This window comes from Pseudoalteromonas sp. UBA6610 (genome assembly GCF_002433295.1).
Classification (GTDB): domain Bacteria; phylum Pseudomonadota; class Gammaproteobacteria; order Enterobacterales; family Alteromonadaceae; genus Pseudoalteromonas; species Pseudoalteromonas atlantica.
Window position 1 is genome coordinate 1 of sequence record NZ_DJHW01000133.1, and the last position, 16,645, is coordinate 16,645.

General features: G+C 39.7%; 13 protein-coding genes and 3 pseudogenes. 8 read left to right on the forward strand and 8 right to left on the reverse strand.

Annotation, left to right across the window (positions count from 1 at the left end; translation table 11 throughout):
• The 3 genes and pseudogenes from B4F91_RS17195 to B4F91_RS17205 all read right to left on the reverse strand — a co-directional run.
• A pseudogene (locus B4F91_RS17195) lies at window positions 1-167 on the reverse strand (DUF547 domain-containing protein); the annotation flags it as partial.
• A gap of 1 nt (window position 168) precedes the next feature.
• Window positions 169-2,322, reverse strand: coding sequence for an FAD-dependent oxidoreductase (locus tag B4F91_RS17200; protein ID WP_286939024.1), 2,154 nt, complete (start codon window positions 2,320-2,322; stop codon window positions 169-171).
• A 16-nt stretch (window positions 2,323-2,338) separates the two neighbouring features.
• On the reverse strand, window positions 2,339-4,693 hold the full coding sequence (locus B4F91_RS17205) for a TonB-dependent receptor (protein WP_288636101.1): 2,355 nt from the start codon (window positions 4,691-4,693) through the stop codon (window positions 2,339-2,341).
• A gap of 347 nt (window positions 4,694-5,040) precedes the next feature.
• Between B4F91_RS17205 and B4F91_RS17210 the strand changes: the two genes are divergently transcribed.
• Window positions 5,041-5,454 carry a hypothetical protein gene (locus B4F91_RS17210; RefSeq protein WP_064387061.1) on the forward strand — a complete coding sequence of 138 codons (414 nt, stop codon included), beginning with the start codon at window positions 5,041-5,043 and terminating at the stop codon, window positions 5,452-5,454.
• Between the two features lie 84 nt (window positions 5,455-5,538).
• On the opposite strand, the gene B4F91_RS17215 is transcribed toward B4F91_RS17210, so the two are convergent.
• Window positions 5,539-5,964, reverse strand: coding sequence for a hemerythrin domain-containing protein (locus B4F91_RS17215; protein WP_286937011.1), 426 nt, complete (start codon window positions 5,962-5,964; stop codon window positions 5,539-5,541).
• A 316-nt stretch (window positions 5,965-6,280) separates the two neighbouring features.
• On the opposite strand from B4F91_RS17215, the gene B4F91_RS17220 reads away from it, so the two are divergent.
• From B4F91_RS17220 to B4F91_RS17230, 3 genes are read left to right on the forward strand one after another with little or no spacing between them, the layout of a single operon-like run.
• Window positions 6,281-6,532, forward strand: a complete 252-nt coding sequence (locus tag B4F91_RS17220) for a hypothetical protein (protein ID WP_286937013.1) — start codon at window positions 6,281-6,283, stop codon at window positions 6,530-6,532.
• A gap of 57 nt (window positions 6,533-6,589) precedes the next feature.
• Window positions 6,590-6,847, forward strand: coding sequence for a hypothetical protein (locus B4F91_RS17225; protein ID WP_286937016.1), 258 nt, complete (start codon window positions 6,590-6,592; stop codon window positions 6,845-6,847).
• A 26-nt stretch (window positions 6,848-6,873) separates the two neighbouring features.
• Complete coding sequence (locus B4F91_RS17230; protein ID WP_286937018.1) at window positions 6,874-7,092, forward strand: DUF6500 family protein; 219 nt, start codon at window positions 6,874-6,876, stop codon at window positions 7,090-7,092.
• A gap of 10 nt (window positions 7,093-7,102) precedes the next feature.
• On the opposite strand, the gene B4F91_RS17235 is transcribed toward B4F91_RS17230, so the two are convergent.
• Window positions 7,103-9,010, reverse strand: coding sequence for a tetratricopeptide repeat-containing diguanylate cyclase (locus B4F91_RS17235; RefSeq protein ID WP_286937019.1), 1,908 nt, complete (start codon window positions 9,008-9,010; stop codon window positions 7,103-7,105).
• 354 nt (window positions 9,011-9,364) lie between these two features.
• On the opposite strand from B4F91_RS17235, the gene B4F91_RS17240 reads away from it, so the two are divergent.
• From B4F91_RS17240 to B4F91_RS17255, 4 genes and pseudogenes are all read left to right on the forward strand, one after another.
• Window positions 9,365-10,360, forward strand: coding sequence for a transposase (locus B4F91_RS17240; protein WP_286937020.1), 996 nt, complete (start codon window positions 9,365-9,367; stop codon window positions 10,358-10,360).
• A gap of 495 nt (window positions 10,361-10,855) precedes the next feature.
• Window positions 10,856-11,027, forward strand: a pseudogene (locus B4F91_RS17245) (transposase); the annotation flags it as partial.
• Window positions 11,028-11,445: 418 nt separating this feature from the next.
• Window positions 11,446-11,952 (forward strand): TetR/AcrR family transcriptional regulator, encoded by a 507-nt coding sequence (locus B4F91_RS17250; protein WP_286937021.1) that lies wholly within the window; start codon window positions 11,446-11,448, stop codon window positions 11,950-11,952.
• Between the two features lie 11 nt (window positions 11,953-11,963).
• Window positions 11,964-13,022, forward strand: a pseudogene (locus B4F91_RS17255) (alcohol dehydrogenase family protein).
• 56 nt (window positions 13,023-13,078) lie between these two features.
• Here the strand turns inward: B4F91_RS17255 and B4F91_RS17260 are convergent.
• The 3 genes from B4F91_RS17260 to B4F91_RS17270 all read right to left on the reverse strand — a co-directional run bounded on the left by B4F91_RS17260 (window position 13,079) and on the right by B4F91_RS17270 (window position 16,619).
• Window positions 13,079-14,305 carry a threonine/serine ThrE exporter family protein gene (locus B4F91_RS17260; RefSeq protein ID WP_029773039.1) on the reverse strand — a complete coding sequence of 409 codons (1,227 nt, stop codon included), beginning with the start codon at window positions 14,303-14,305 and terminating at the stop codon, window positions 13,079-13,081.
• 107 nt (window positions 14,306-14,412) lie between these two features.
• Window positions 14,413-15,642, reverse strand: a complete 1,230-nt coding sequence (locus B4F91_RS17265) for a glycosyltransferase (protein WP_286937022.1) — start codon at window positions 15,640-15,642, stop codon at window positions 14,413-14,415.
• The gene (locus B4F91_RS17270; RefSeq protein WP_286937023.1) at window positions 15,639-16,619 is read right to left on the reverse strand and encodes a LacI family DNA-binding transcriptional regulator; all 981 of its coding nucleotides are present in this window, start codon (window positions 16,617-16,619) and stop codon (window positions 15,639-15,641) included. Before B4F91_RS17270 ends, B4F91_RS17265 begins: the two co-directional genes overlap by 4 nt.
• Window positions 16,620-16,645: the final 26 nt, after the last annotated feature.

The window sequence follows — 16,645 nt, forward strand, 5'->3', positions numbered from 1 at the left end:
TAATCAACCTCTGTGCTGTGGCCATGATTAATAGCTACAACATGGTTGTTTAATAATGTATTCCAGCTGTCGTGCATATTTTGAGCTTGGGCCGAAAATGACGTTGCAAACGATGTTGCAAGTAAAGCAGACCCTAACAATAGCGCTTTTAAAGGTGTTTTAAACATATTAGCCTCTGCGCCATGTGTGGTATTTTTCAAGCATGTTAAGTACTTTTTCAGGTGCGTGAGCGCGTTTCCACTCGCCTGCTGCGTACTTGTTACCTTCAGCCCAAGTAGGGTAGCTGTGAATAGTGCCTAATATTTTGTTAAGGCCTAACCCGTGTTTCATTGCCAGTACAAACTCAGCAATTAAATCGCCAGCGTGCTCAGATACCACAGTAACACCGAGTATTTTGTCTTTGCCTTTTGGTGTAATTACTTTAATAAAGCCTTTGGTGGCGCTGTCGGTAATTGCGCGGTCTAGCTCTTCAAATTCAAAGCGAGTGATTTCATAGTCTATGCCTTTATCAATAGCGTCTTGCTCGTTTAAACCAACACGTGCTACTTCAGGGTCAATAAATGTGGTCCACGGGATCACACGGTAATCTACTTTAAACTTTTTAAGGTTACCAAATAAGCCATTTACTGCTGCGTACCAACCCTGATGAGCGGCTACGTGCGTAAACTGATACGGGCCAACAATATCGCCTGCTGCAAAAATATTAGGGTAAAGCGTTTCTAGGTATTCGTTAGTAACTACAGTACGGTTAGTTTCTATGCCAAGTTCTTCAAGGCCGTAACCCTTAAGGCGAGCGCTTCGGCCAACAGCACATAGTAGCTCATCGTATTCAATATCGATTTCGGTATCATTATGCTTTACCACAATGAACTTTTTACCGTCGCGCGCTTCACAGCGCAGTGCCTGATGCGAGGTTAAAATGTTTACGCCGCTCTCAGTAAGCGCTTCGTGAGCAAAGGTAGACACCTCTAAGTCTTCTTTGATCATAATACGCTCAGCCATTTCAATTTGCGTAACATTTGAGCCTAAGCGTGCAAAGCTTTGTGCAAGTTCACTACCAATTGGACCACCGCCAAGTACAACAAGCTTTTTCGGGGCTTCTTCAAGCTCAGCAAATTTAGTCCATAATGTATCGCTTGTTACATAGCCTGTTTCTTCAATACCAGGAAGTGGCGGTACAAATGGGCGTGCACCAGTGGCAATAACAATAGTACGGGCGGTTAATGTTTGCGTGCCACCGTCGTTAAGCTTAATTTCTACAGTCCACGGGTCTAATAATTTACCGTAGCCTTTAACTACATCTACCCCAAGGTTAGTGTAACGCTCAACACTATCGTGCGGGGCGATGTCGGCAATTACTTTATGTACACGTGCCATTACTTTTTTAAACGAAAACTGCGGTGTCGCGTTTTCTAAGCCATAGTGTTCACCGTGGCGAATTTGCTCGGCAATTTTAGCGCTTTTAATAACGGCTTTACTTGGCACACACCCGTAGTTTAAACAGTCGCCACCCATTTCGCCGGCTTCAATTAGCGTTACTTTGGCTTTAACCGCTGCTGCAATGTAGCTTGTTACTAAGCCGCCAGCACCTGCGCCAATAACAATCATGTTACGGTCAAACTTTTTAGGTTTAGTATAGTTTTTGTATACGCGACGTTTTTTAAACACGTTTAAGATTCCTTTAGCAATAAAAGGGAACACACCTAATAAAGCGAACGATAAAATAAGATCGAGCGATAAAATGCCTGATAAGCTTTCAATTTGCGCAAGTTGCGTACCCGCGTTTACAAATACAAATGTACCCGCCAGCATGCCTATTTGGCTTACCCAGTAAAAGGTCCATGCTTTAATGGCGGTAACACCCATCAATAAGTTAATTAAAAAGAACGGAAATACAGGCACTAATCTAAGCGTAAATAAGTAAAAGCCACCTTCTTTTTCAACGCCTGCGTCAATAGCGTCTAAGCGCTCAGGAAAACGTTGTTTAATTGTATCGCGCAATAAGTAACGCGATACTAAAAAGGCAAGCGTAGCACCTACCGTAGAGGCAAACGAGGCTACTAGTAAGCCTTCAACTAAGCCAAATAATGCACCTGCGGCTAGTGTTAATATAGCCGCCCCCGGTAATGAGAGAGCCGTTACCACTACGTATAATAAAAAGAAGCCACCAAAAACCAACAATGGTGATTGCTCTTTATATTGGCTAAATTGATCCATCGAGCCTTTTAAGCCTTCAAGCGTAAGTAACTGGTGTAAATTAAAGTGAAAGAACAAGCCTATAGCCGCTGCTGCAATCAATACCAAAAATAGTTTTTTAATCATGTTCTCTCAACCGCTCTTAAAAATTATGGGTTAGTGTTAATTTTGCGTTTATTGGCAGTTCTGGAAATGCCAATGTTGCGCCAAAGTAACCCCCTTCAAATACTGGGCGCCAGTTTTTTTGATTAGTGACATTGTTTACATCTAATCGCAACTTAGTGCTAGGCGTAAATGCGTAGCTAGTATTAACGTTTAGCGTGTATTGATCACGAATTTTAACTGTTGCTAAAAAGTCTAATGGGTAACTCTTTGTATATAGACCTGAAAAACCCATTTGCCATTTCGAATTAATTGAATAATTTCCGTTAAAACTGAACGATTGCTCAGGAATGCCCTGAACTTGGCGGTTTGAAGGTGCAAACGCGGTAAAACTTGGTGCGCCAACGCCGGTACCTGCAATAATATCTGGGCGTGAATTGTCAAATGCATCGATTACTTGAGCAGAATCTTGACTGCTTGCAGAATTGTCGTAACGAGCATCAATATAGCTGTAACCCGCACTTAGCCAATAAGGGTAGGCATCGTAAAATACTTGGCTTTCAAAACCTGTAGTACGAATACCTGTATTGCTGCCGTCGCGATTACGTAAACTACGGCGCTGGCTAAATACCGCGCCATCAGCGTACCAGTCGCTGTCGGTTGGGGCGTACTTTAAGCCAAACTCAACTAAGGTGTTTTCGGTTGCAAAATTTTGTGCGCTAATTGTGTTATCGCTGCCAAGCGATGTACCGCCAGCCATACTGTTTGATGTGGCTTCGTTATAACTTGCTGCACCATAGGTGGTGTAATCACTATTTAATTTGTAATTAAAGCTAACTTGGCCAGAATGCAGGGTTTCGTTAATGCTGTCGCTTGCAGCAACTTGGCCTTGTGGTGCAATAGGATCGTTTGCTTCTACATCGTAAAAGTCAACGCGGTAACCCACACTTGTATGAAGTTTATCGCCCCAATCTGAGTCTTGCTGAATAGCAATCCCGGTTTGCCATGAACGTGAGTCGGTGGTGTCTGATAGGTTAAAGTCGCCGCTGCCATCGTTATCTAAGTCGTATTGACCACCAGGCGATACAAATACACCTGGGCTTAGCTCTACTAAACGTGCTTTTTGTGCATCGGTTAAGGGAATGCGACGGTTTGAAAGTGGGCCAGTTAAATCAATAGGTAAATCGGCCTCGGTAGTAAATTGGCTGTAGCCAAGTACTTTGTTATAGCGTACGTCAAAAGCAAAAATTGTTTGCTGGTCGCTATTCCAACGGTAAGTAAGCTCAGTACGGTTTTGCGCTGTATCAGCGCCGTCTATAATTTCTACAAAGCTGTTTTGGGCTATTTCTTCACGCTGTAAATGCTGAAAATACGTAATGTTTTTAAGTGAGGCATTAGCACTTAGCTCGCGCTTATAAATGCTGTGAATTAAATAAGTTGTAGCTTCGTTTTGGTTATCAGGGTCGGTAAGTACGGTGCTGCGATCTATTTTTACTTGCCCAGTAGGCGAAACAATTGAACCCGCTGCAGGCACGGTACTGCCATTGGCTTGCACGCCTTGGCCGGTAATATAAAGGCCATCATCAATTAAGGCTTGGGTAGGGCGGTTAATACCTGCGTTGTCGGTAAATTCAACTTGGTATAGCTCAAAGTTAATATCCCAACTGCTTTTATCATCGGGCAATATGCGTAGTGCTGCAAATAAACTGTCGCTTTTAGTGCCTGAGTAATCGTAGTAACTGCCTTCATCAAGGTGCTCGTAACTTACTCTAAGGCCCACTTTATCTTTTATAATGGGGGCAGTGTAATCTACTTGCGCACTGTATTGATCCCATCGCCCCGCTGAGAGCTTAACTTTACCTTTACTTTCATCTGTAGAGGCAGTCTTTGAGTGTAAATTTACAAAACCACCGTTACGTTGGCTTGAGCCAAATAAAACCGGCGGTGCACCCTTTACTACATCTATTTGTTCTACAGAATTGAACGATAACGGCACACCAAAGCCATTATTACCAGCTTGGCGACGTGTACCATCTTGAAAAAGCTCACCCAGTTGGCCACGAATAGTAGGTAAGCTTGGCGCACCAAAGCCACTTGCAGAGTAAGTGTTTGGGCTTACGGCTAGTACGTCTTGTAGGGTAGTAATATTTAGTTGCTCTATTAACTCGCTTGAAATAGGCGTGACTGAGCGTGCTATATCTTGCAGTGCAAGGTTGTCGCCGAAGGGACCGTTAATAGTGGCACCTTTTACAGAAAGCCCTTGAGATTTAATCGTTTGGCCTGCTACTTCAATACGTTCAATTGAGTCGGTATTAGCTGCAGATTGTGCCGCATGAGCATAAAAATTAGGTGTGAGTGAAGCGGCTATAAAAAGTGCCAAATATGAATGTTTCAAAAGGGTTCTCATTTTGGTTAGTGTGAATGTGGCAATAAAGACCTGCAGCATTGTGAATAACTTTCAGTAAATATTAATTCTTTTTGTTTTTTAGAATGAAACGTTAAAAGCTTAGCACATTGCTCAAAAGCGTTATTCAGTTTTAGGCACTATGTTTTTGTTTTACAAATACTGTAGTTAGTTATTGCCATAATAGGTCGTAATTTATAAATAGCGGTTTTATACGCAAACAAACCAAAAGCAGGGCACCGAATTTATTAAAAAATTATACATTAAGATGAAATAAAATATGTGTTGAGCGGTCTTGCTAGTTTCAACATTAAATTATTTAGTTTTAAGGAAATTTTATGACTGGTACAACAGGTACTGACTTTCAAAATCGTTTGCAGTGGTCGCTTTTTTCGCTACGCCTAGGCGTATTTATTGTAATGATTATGTGGACGTTTGATAAGTTTGTTAACCCTGGGCATAGCGCTCGAATTTTTGAGCATTTTTATGGTATTAGCGGCTCTACAGATGTGGTTGCTTATGTACTGGGGGCGTTACAGCTTATTTTAGTGTTGGCTTTTTTAGTGGGTATTAAAAAGCGCCTTACTTATGGCGTTATATTTGTAATGCACGGCCTTTCTACGCTTTCATCTTATAATCAGTATATTGATGGCTTTAATAACTTATTGTTTTTTACAGCGTGGCCAATGTGGGCAGCGTGTTTTGCACTGTATGTGTTACGCGAGCAAGACGTTAAATTTACCATTAAGTAGCGCTGCAAAAAAAAGGTTATAAGCCATACGGCTTATAACCAATAAGTACACAAGGGAGTGTATGGAAGTCGGTTTAATTAATAACTAATGCATGGCATCGTTATACTGTTTAGCTAGGCTTTCTTTTTGTGCTTCGGTTAGGGCTTTACCCGCTAATTGAAATACTTCATGTTCTTCTTCACTTAAATGATGATGCACTAAATGGTGCAATTTTTTAGCTGCAACTAACCAAGCAGATGAGCTCATTTCTGTGTCTTCAAGTTGTTCAATTAATTCGTCAATTTCATGGTGTTCAGCAACGCTGTGGCGTGCTTTTTCGTGCGTTAGATCGTCAAACATAAGTGGGTTATAAAAATAACGCTCTTCAAATTTTGCGTGATCTTCTAATTCAGTTTTTAGCTCGTCCATTAGCTTGTGGCGCTGTTGCGTATCGCCGTGCGTTTGAATAAGGGCATCTACTAACTCGCGTTGTTTATCGTGGTCGTGACGTAGCGCTTCAAAAATATTCATAACTCTTTCCTTGCTGTAATTGCTTTATAAACTTTTAAAAGCAAGCGCAGTGCCAGATTTTAATGTGTTGATATAATTGATTTTAATGTACTTTTGGCTGGTTTGGATGGCGTTGCTCTGTAACTTTTACACATAAACAGCTGCAATTTTTTCAGATTAAAAGAGGTGATTGCTTTTGACGCTACATAAGCTTACATATTTTTACTGGTTGGGTATTTTATTGAGATGGTAAAGTAGCGCATTATTTGGGTAAAAGCTGTACATACTTGCCTTACATATATTTTTATAAAACTTTAGATATTAGGGTAGTTTAAGGATGAACTTAAAAAGCCCCACTACAGCATTATTGCTGTGCGCGTTATTAAGTGCATGTAGTACAGCCGAGCATTCTGAACGACGTGTATGCATACAAGAGGCAGAAATGACTGAGCTAAATGGCGCTAAAACAAGCTTAAAGGTTTACAATGAATGTGTAAGCGCTCAAATAAAAAAGGATGCTAAAGGCGACACTTTTTTTGATGAAGTTGGTGTGTTTTTTATTGATCTACTTGTTTTAATAGCCGATTAAGTAAGTAAACTTACAGCTATAATTTAAAGCACAAGGGGGCGTAAAATAGGATTGAATATGAAAGCGTTTTTAATTGTATTTTCATTGTGTATATTTTTAACTGGCTGTGCGGCAAAGCCTTATGCGGGCTCTGCAAAATGTATGGAGCAAGCTGATATAGCTTATGAAACCAATATACATAAAAATGAGCCGCTAAATAATGAATGCAAAGCTACAAAAGTAAATACGCCTAATAAAGAGTTTGAGGATCATAGTTTTGTTGATAGAAGTCTTTTACAGCTAATAGTTAGTTTTTTAAACGGTATATTTAGATAATTAAAATACAATTAAATAAGGTATGTATGCAGGAAGAACTAAAAGCAAAAATTATAGCTGTATGCGATAAAAAAATAGCAGCCAAAGGCGAAAACGTAGGCCTTTCTTTTTACGCTTTTTTTGCAAATAAAAATACGGATCCTGAGCTGCTGTTGCAAGCCGCTACGTGGTGGATACACACCCATAAGTTAGATCACTTTGAAAAAGCGATAAAAATAAAACAAATGATTATTGAAGGTGACTAATAACGTATATTTACGCGATTGCTATTTGGTTTCTACCATTTTCTTTTGCTTTATAAAGTTGTTGGTCTGCACGTTTAATTAGCTCGCTGAGTGAGTCGCTTTTAGCATCACTTATTGCCACGCCAGCACTAAAGGTAACGTGTGTTTTACTTGGCAATGCCTCAATATGACTGCAGTACTGCGTTAACTTATTTTCAAGATTTTCAAAAAAGTTGTTTATTTTATCCCGGTTTTGCGTTTTTAAAACAAATAGCCACTCTTCGCCGCCATAGCGCCCAAACTTATCGTTAGTACTTAGTGTGTCTTTTGCTGCTTGAGCAAATTTTATAAGTACTAAATCTCCTATATCATGGCCAAATTTGTCGTTAATAGCTTTAAAGTAATCTAAATCGACAATAGCTATTGCTAGGCTCTGCTGGGATAAACACTCATTTGCTTTTTGCAAAATGCCACGCCGATTTAAGCTGTTAGTTAGGTAGTCGGTTAATGCTATAGCATGGTATTTTTTACGTTGGCGCATTTGGCGGTAAAATAAAAATAGCGACACGATGACCAAAATAAAGGCAATTGAGGCACTTAAGCGCCAAATTATTTTTTGCTGGTGTTCTTCTGTAGCCTGCAGTTTGTTTATGTCTTTTTCGTATTCTAGCTGTAAAATTTTGTCTTCTTTTTCTTTTACTTCAAATTTAACTTGTAAAGTTTTTATATTGGTTTCGCTGGTGGCTTCGTAGTGTTTTATTGTATAAGCAAGCTCATCTTCAATAGCTTTAAATGCATCTTCGGTGAAGTTAAGCTGGCGCTTTAATTTATAGCGTTTGCTTAAAAAATCAGCCTTATAAATGCTGCGGCTAAATTTATCTAGGTTTAAAAATACTTCGTCGTTTACTTGGTTGGCTTTATTTAATAAATTTTGCTTTGTGTAGATGTCTGATAATAAAATCATTGATGCTAAATGCATGTCATTAATGCCGGCTGAGCTTGCAAGTGCAATGTTTTTGTTTACAAGCATTAAAGCTGTATCGTAATTACCCTGCAGGTATTGAATATTTGCAATAGAATATTGAGCGAAGGCTAAACCTTTTTTCATATTAACTTTGCTAAAATAAGCCAGCGCTTTATTTAAGTATACAAGCGCGTTTTTAGGCTGACCGACCTCAAGTAATACGTTCCCTAAACTCCAATAAGCTTTAGCAGTAAATAGGCCGTCGCTTGTTTGCTCGTAGGCATCTACCGCTTTTTGGGCATAATAAATGGCTTTTTCTTTATCATCTTTGTAGAGGTAGTTGTAAGCGTCGGCAATTTTTCTAAAAAAGTAGCCCTGCGAGGCTATGTCTTCTTCTTTTATAGCAAGCTCTAAACCTGTTAATGCCGCACTTAGCGTTTTTTTAAGTTCGTCGGTTTCGGTGTAGTAATAGGCTATAGCCCGAAAAACAATGATTTGTTCGTTAGGAGAAAGCTGTTTTACCTGCGTTTGCAGTTGATTAGCAAGCGATTGCGCATTACTTAGCTCTTTGTTAATTGCGAAAAGCTTAAGCTGAGCCTCTAAAAATAGTAAGTGACTGTTTTTATATGTTACAAGCTCAGTACTCTTTAAATACATTAGCAAATGGGTACCTAGCGCGGTGTATTGTTCTTGTCGAAAAAGTAGCTCTGAATATAAGGCAGCCGCTTCAAGGTGCAACTGTTTATGCTTTGTATGTTTAGTGACATTATAAGCGTGGGTTAGTTGTTTTTGGTGTAAAAGGTAATCTAGCTTGTTGGCTTTAATATCACTAAGCAGGCTTTGGATTGATTTTATATCAGATGAAGTTAGTGAAGAGCTATTGGCAAATGTAGCACTACTAGTTAGTAAAAATAACAGGAGCACAAAAAAGCGAAACCACACCATATTGATTTTTATTATTATATTGTTCGTCATTTATTTTTTACTGAATCAACACCTAAAACGATATAACTAACTATAGCATTGCTTGTAAATAACAAGTTAATACTTTATTGGGAATACACCACCATATCCCTTTGAAAACTGCACTTTCTAGTAAATAAGTATGAAAACTATTAAAAAAATAATCATGACACCCATCTAAAACTTAATTATGACACCCATCTAAACACAAATAATAATGACACCCATAAAAATAATCAAGACACCCATCTAAAACTTAATTATGACACCCATCTAAACACAAATAATAATGACACCCATTATAATAGTTGTATAAAACACAAGCTCGGACTACGCTTTAGCTTAAATAATGAACAGGGTTGTGTTATGGCTATTGCTCGAAAGCGCCAAATAAGTTTGGCAGATACAAAATATTATCACTGTATTTCACGTTGTGTTCGCCGGGCATATTTGTGTGGTGAAGACCCTTTTACAGGACAAAATTACGCGCATAGAAGAGGGTGGGTAGAGGATAAGCTTATCAGCCTTGCAAAGGTATTTTGTATAGATGTTTGTGCATACGCAGTTATGAGTAATCATACACATATTGTGTTGTATGTAGATGATAAAAAAGCTAATAGGTTAAGCGACAAAGCAATAGCAATTCGTTGGCATAAGCTTTTTAAAGGCACTGCTATCACTCATAAATTTATACGCGGTGAGAAGTTATCGGCTACCGAACATTGGTTTTTAAACGAGAGCCTAAAGCTGTATCGAGAACGCTTAAGTAGTATTAGCTGGTTTATGCGAGCATTGAACGAAAATATTGCAAGGCGAGCTAACAAAGAAGATGGCTGCACAGGGCGATTTTGGGAAGGGCGATTTAAATCTCAAGCGTTACTAGATGAAGTTGCTTTGTTGGCGTGCATGGCATATGTAGATTTAAATCCAATACGCGCCAAAGCGGCTGAAACACCTGAGGATTCGCACTTTACGAGCGTAAAACAACGCATAAAATCAATTGCACTTAAAAGCAACCAGGCGTTAAAAGTTAAGCAGCCAAAACAGTTATTACGCTTTGCAGGAAAGCCTAAAAAATACATGCCAAAAGGTTTACCATTCGAATTAAAAACGTATTTAGAGTTAGTGGAATTAACAGGCAGATGTATTCGAGCTGATAAAATAGGCTTTATTGCGCATTCAACACCTGAATTATTGATACGCCTGAATATAGCGCCAGAGAACTGGTTAAAACTTACAACCGAATTTGGCAATGTTTTTCATGGAGCGGTGGGGCGTGTAAGTTCATTAGATAGTTATTGTAAACACCAAGCTATTAAGCGAAGGCCTAGCTATTCAAATAGTAAAAAATTATTAGCCTAATAAAACCGTTAAATAAATAGTATGTCACTTAGCTTTGCTGAGCTTTTATTGTGCCTGAAGTTTCTTATTGGCCATAAGATTATTATAAAAAGCTTAAGTATATAAACTTAAACATCTCCATTACCACTCAACATCTCAAATCAATATATAAATCCAACCAAATATATCTTACTACATTGTTAATTTATAAATAATCAGAGTGGGTGTCAAAATTATTATTTTGATAAGATTATGATAAAAAGCTTAAGTATATAAACTTAAACATCTCCATTACCACTCAACATCTCAAATCAACATATAAATCCAACCAAATATTTCTTACTACACTTTTAATTTATAAATAATTAGAGTGTGTGTCATAGTTATGGCTTTATTATGACTAAGAAAGATTAAAGGGATGCCATATCTATAAATATCCTCATATATCTTGAACTCGAGGGCTTACCTCGTTTGTTAATTTAAGATGGGTGTCAAAGTTATTATTCAACACCTGAATTATTGATACGCCTGAATATAGCGGCCAGAGAACTGGTTAAAACTTACAACCGAATTTGGCAATGTTTTTCATGGAGCGGTGGGGCGCGTAAGTTCATTAGATAGTTATTGTAAACATCAAGCTATTAAGCGAAGGCCTAGCTATTCAAACAGTAAAAAATTATTAGCCTAATAAAACGCATTAAATAAATAGTATGTCATTTAGCTTTGCTGAGCTTTTACGGTGCATGAAGTTTCTTAATGGCCATAAGATTATGACTAAAAGCGTAAGTATATAAACTCAAACATCTCTATTTCCACTCAACATCTCAAATCAAATATAAATCCAACCAAATATTTCTTACTACATTGTTAATTTATAAATAATTAGAGTGGGTGTCATAGTTATGGCTTTATTATGACTAAGAAAGATTAAAGGGATGCCATATCTATAAATATCCTCATATATTTTGGACTCTAGGGCTTTCCTAGCCTGTTAATTTATAATGGGTGTCAAAGTTATTATTTTGTATAAATCTGTATTGGTTGACATGTAGAATGAATGCTCTACCATATTGGGTAGAGCATTCATTCTACATGGGTTAAACACTTTGCTAAAACAAGATATAGCTGCTGCACTTGAGGTGGCCTTTAGTCAACATGGTTTTGCTGAGCCTAGTGTGGCTAAGCTGCAAAAACTCAGTGGCGTTAGTTTGCGCACCCTTTATAAATATTACCCGTCAAAGCAGGCAATGATCATTGCTGCGCTTGAGTACCGACATAATCGCTATATTAATTTTTTACTTAAAAATGCACCTGCTCCGGGAGTTGAGGCGGTTTTGCACATGTTTGATCAACTAAAAGCGTGGATGGTGCAATTTGCGCCTAATGGCTGTTTATCTATTAATGCGTTGTCGGCGTTCCCTGAAGATGAAGCTATTAGCCTTGCGGTGCAAACACATAAAAATGACGTAAAAAAACTGCTAGGTGAGCAAGGTTTAAATTCATCGTTGGCTAGTAGCTTGTTTTTGCTGCATGAGGGAGTGTCGAGTGCATGGCCAGTTATGGGCGATGAGGCGGTTACATCAGCAAAAAACAATATTCTTAAATTAATATAATGGAGCAACCAATGGCAAATTTACCTAGCACAATGCACGCTGTACAGCTTACCGAGCATGGCGATTTTGATGTATTAAAGTATGCAACTAACTTACCGTTGCCAGGGCTTGCACAAACAGATGTACTTATAAAAGTCATGGCGGCAGGTGTTAATAACACAGATCTTAATACCCGCACGGCGTAGTACGCTAAAAAACAAAGCAGTAAAGACGATGCAAGTTGGTCTGGTGATGCGTTTGTTTTTCCTCGTATTCAAGGGGCAGATGTATGCGGCGTAATTGTGGCTGTTGGTAAAAACGTAGATCAAAGCCGTATTGGTGAGCGCGTTATTGTTGAGCCATGTTTAATTAAAGCTAATGGCGAAACGCTTAAATCGCCATGGTATTTTGGCTCTGAGTGTGATGGTGGCTTCGCACAATTTACCCGCGTTGACTCTATTCACGCTTATAAAATCAATAGTAACTATAGTGATGAAGAGCTGGCCTCTTTTCCGTGCTCATATTCTACGGCCGAAAACATGCTGTTTCGCTCAAACCCACAGCAAGGGCAAACTGTTTTAATTACAGGCGCTTCTGGTGGTGTTGGCTCAGCGGCAGTGCAATTAGCTAAAGCACGTGGCGCTTTTGTTATTGCCATTACGAGTAAAAGTAAGGCGCAGCAGCTTGAAGAGTTAGGTGCCGATAAAGTTATATTTCGTGAAGATGATTTAATTCAAGCCTTAGGTAAAAACAGTGTTGATGTAGTCATTGACCTTGTTGCCGGTGAGCAATGGCCTGCACTGCTGGAGGTATTAAAACCAAAGGGGCGTTATGCGGTGTCGGGCGCTATTGGCGGGGCATTAGTCGAGCTTGATATACGTACTTTGTACTTAAAAGATTTAACTTTTTTTGGCTGTACAGTTATAGAGCCTGAGGTATTTAAAAGCTTAGTTAACTTTATTGAACAAGAAAAAATAAAGCCTATTGTGGCGCAAACATTCCCATTGAGCGAAATTGTTACAGCGCAAAAAGTGTTTGCACAAAAACAACACGTAGGAAAAATTGTACTCACTATCGCCCATAGCGAATAGCGCGTTAAACAACAAAGCCCGTTACAAAGTAAGCGGGCTTTTAAATGGTAACAAGCTTATAAGCTTTTTTTAGGCGGTAAAGCCACGTTTGCAAATATGAGCCCTGCTACAAGCGACATAAATATTAAAAACGTTTGCTGGCCTATATGCTCGGCGTAAACAAAGTCTTGGCCTTCAATAAGCGAGTTTAAGCCAATATACGTTTTACTGCCGGGTACCAGTACAATTAAGCCTTGCATGGCAACAATGGAAGCTGGCGCATTTGCAACGCGGTTAAATAAGTTACTAAACACTCCAACCGAAAGCGCACCAACAAACGTGCCTAACGTGTAGTCAAGGTACATAGCCGAACCAATACTCGTGCCATAGGCTATAAAACCAGATGCGATTGACCATCCAGCATGTTTAAGTTTGGTTCTAAATATCACTATTAAGCTGCTACAAAGTAAAAATATAGCCAGCCACGCAGTCCAGCGCGGTAGTGGCTCAGGCTGTACAAAATCGGTTTGGCCAAATATGGCAAAGCCAATGCCTATGCCAATAAAGGCGCCAAAGTACAGTTTAAATAACAGCATAAACGAGTCCATAACCCGCGCCGTACCCGACACCAAATGCCTAGCTGCAAGTTCTGCTAAACCAAGCGCTAGCGCTAAACCAGGTATAAATACAATAATGGCTGAAAGCACCACTAACCGTATATTTATATCGGGCGAAATATACACACTTATTGCACAAGCCAGCACTGCCGATACTATAGCAACCAGGGGCTCTAGCATGTGAGCAACCCGTTTTGAGCGCCCCGACCACAGTACAAACACATACACCACTAAAGTAAGCAACGCAGACCAAATAACGTCTGTCCAACTGGTACCCATTAGCATGGCAAATGCACCCCCCGATGTTGCAAAAGCAATACCGGTAACAAATTTATTGTACGGGTTTGGCATGTCGTAAATGGCATCAAGCTGAGCATCAACCTCTTGTAAGGTGAGCTTGTCGTCGAGCATTTGATTAACTAAGTCGTCGGTGTCGGCAAGTGAGCCTAAGTCGTGATCGCCTGGGTCTACGCGTGCCACGTGGGTGTATTCGTCTTCGTGGCCATCAGTCCAAATTACAAACGTTACCGAAGTTGGCGACATAACAAAAGACGATTTAAGTCCTAAGTAAGTGGCCACTTCCATTAAGTGTGCTTCTAGGCGGTACGCAGGGGTGCCGTACTTATGAAGCATTTTACCTAATTTAACGATAAATTTGCGTTTTTCAGTAAAGGTTGCAGTTTTCAAATCTTGTATGGACCAGTGTGTAAATAAATTAGCTAAAAGTATAGGCTAAAACGCCCATTTGTAATGGGCGCGATTTTAAACACAAATCTGTAGGAGTCTAGTCATTTTTAATCTAATTTTTTATTTTTTTCAGCAATCCATTGCGCCATATATTGCGTACTGCGCATAGTATGGTGTTTTAACATTTGTCCGGTGAAGTTTTTTTCCCTATGCGCTTTTAAATCGTTGCTTATTGAGTCAATTTTATTAATTAGCGCCGCGCTTAATTTTACTTTGTCGTACAAGGTATTAAGTAGCGTATTGCCAGCTTGCTGCGCGTGTGTAAAACCGGCTTGATTGGTGTAAAGCTCAACGGCTGCATTTGCAAAATCGTCGGTATTATTAGCCACTTTACCAGGCCATGGTAGTTCGTTGTGCATGCCCTCACTGCCTATGTCGGTAGTTACACTAGGGGTTTGCATTATCATTGCTTCTAGCAGCTTGCCTTTTATACCTGCGCCAAAACGAAGTGGGGCTAAACATACGCGTGCGCTTTGCATTACCTCATAGGCGTTATCGGCCCAGCCTTTTATTAAAAAACCGGTTTTAGGGTTATTAAGTGCTGTTGCTTTTGGTGGCGGGTAAGAGCCATAAATATGCAGTTCTGCTTTTGGTAATTGCTTGCGAATAAGCGGCCATATTTTTTGTAAGTACAGCACGGCATCCCAGTTGGGGGCGTGTCTAAAGTTACCTATGGTCATAAAGTGCTCACGTTGTTCAAACGATTTAGTTTGCGCAGGTAAAGCCGTTAAATCGACCATAAAAGGGAGATGATGTAATAAACTGGCTTCTACGTTAAATACACTACTAAGTAATTGCATTTCAAAGCTTGAAATAATTAAGCTTAGGTCGCAGCGCAATATTGCGGCTATTTCGCGTTTAGCTATGTCTGAATGTAAATCGCTGGTGGTAAATTCTCGCTCGCCTTTGTGCGCTTCGTGGCGCGCATTACGTAGGCATTGTAAATCTTCGGTATCGAGTATTTTAATGGCATTGGGGCAATGTTTATCTACACGCCAGCCAAATTGCTCTTCCATCATAAAGCGGTCAAACATCACTATGTCTGGGTTGTACGCTTTAACGTACTCATCAAAACTTTCGCAGTTTAGGGCAATGCTTTGACTGGTTATACCAAAGTGATCTAGGTTTACCATGTGCTCGGTGCGTTGTGCTGGGGTGGCAAATTCTACTTGCCAATTTTGCGCTTTAAACGCGTTTAATAACGACATCATGTGCGTACCCGCAGCAGACGAATTTGGCTCTGGCCATACGTAACCAATTACCAGCACTTTTTTCATTTCGGTGTTTCTCTAATTTGTAGGTTTACATTTACCAGTGTTTTTACTGGTGCAGTGTTTGTTTGAAGTTGTTCTTGCAGCACTAAAATACTGCGCTTAGCAAGCTCTTGCGTGTTTATATTGGCGCAAGTAAAGCGAGGTTGAATTTCGGTAATATCAGGAATATGTAAGCAACTTACTATATTGTTTTTCAAATGCGGGGCGGCGGCTAAAACGCCATGCGCAATTATATTATTAGCGCATACAACCGCGTCAATACTCGGATTATTAAGTAATGTGCTACTAAATATTTGCTTAGCATGTAATGGGGTGCTTTTTGTGCACGTAATAGCTGGCTCAGGGGTTATATTGTGTTTTTTACACGCACTATTAAAGCCACTTAATAAACCCTGTGCAGATAAGCTTTCATCACCCATAAACAGTATGTTTTTAGGCGAATCATTTATTAGCTGCAATGTTACTACATGGCTTGCTTTAGTGTAGTCGGGTAAAACACACGGGGCTGAGCTGTAAGGTACTTCGTGCATTAGGCTAATAACATGGTAGGCAGCAGCAAGGTTGTCGAGCCACTGGGCACAGGTACTAGCCACAGGGCAAATTATAAATGCAGCCACTTTGTATTCTTTTAAATTATTTATTAGCTGCGTTTGGCGCTCTACGCTGTTGTTACTACTAACAATAATGGCCTGAAAAAAAGCTTCGCTCAAAGCCTGCTCTATATTTTTAGCAAGCAATGCCATAAGCGGGTTTGTTAAATCGTCAATCACTACAACCACTAAATTAGAGCGCCCTGAGCGCATAGCTGCTGCATCGCGATTATACACATAGCCTAGCTCATCTATGGCTTGTAACACTTTTTGTTTGCTTTTATCGGCTACTTTATTACTCTGCGTAAGCACCAATGATACGGTCGATTTAGACACCCCCGCACGGTGGGCAACATCAAAAATAGTGACCGATTTAGCTTTGTTAGGCATGGTATTTTAAGCGCGCAGTAGTGAGT

Coding starts and splice junctions, on each gene's coding strand:
- B4F91_RS17200 (WP_286939024.1), bottom strand. CDS start 2,322: ATGATTAAAAAACTATTTTTGGTATTGATTGCAGCAGCGGCTATAGGC.
- B4F91_RS17210 (WP_064387061.1), top strand. CDS start 5,041: ATGACTGGTACAACAGGTACTGACTTTCAAAATCGTTTGCAGTGGTCG.
- B4F91_RS17215 (WP_286937011.1), bottom strand. CDS start 5,964: ATGAATATTTTTGAAGCGCTACGTCACGACCACGATAAACAACGCGAG.
- B4F91_RS17220 (WP_286937013.1), top strand. CDS start 6,281: ATGAACTTAAAAAGCCCCACTACAGCATTATTGCTGTGCGCGTTATTA.
- B4F91_RS17225 (WP_286937016.1), top strand. CDS start 6,590: ATGAAAGCGTTTTTAATTGTATTTTCATTGTGTATATTTTTAACTGGC.
- B4F91_RS17230 (WP_286937018.1), top strand. CDS start 6,874: ATGCAGGAAGAACTAAAAGCAAAAATTATAGCTGTATGCGATAAAAAA.
- B4F91_RS17235 (WP_286937019.1), bottom strand. CDS start 9,010: ATGACGAACAATATAATAATAAAAATCAATATGGTGTGGTTTCGCTTT.
- B4F91_RS17240 (WP_286937020.1), top strand. CDS start 9,365: ATGGCTATTGCTCGAAAGCGCCAAATAAGTTTGGCAGATACAAAATAT.
- B4F91_RS17265 (WP_286937022.1), bottom strand. CDS start 15,642: ATGAAAAAAGTGCTGGTAATTGGTTACGTATGGCCAGAGCCAAATTCG.
- B4F91_RS17270 (WP_286937023.1), bottom strand. CDS start 16,619: ATGCCTAACAAAGCTAAATCGGTCACTATTTTTGATGTTGCCCACCGT.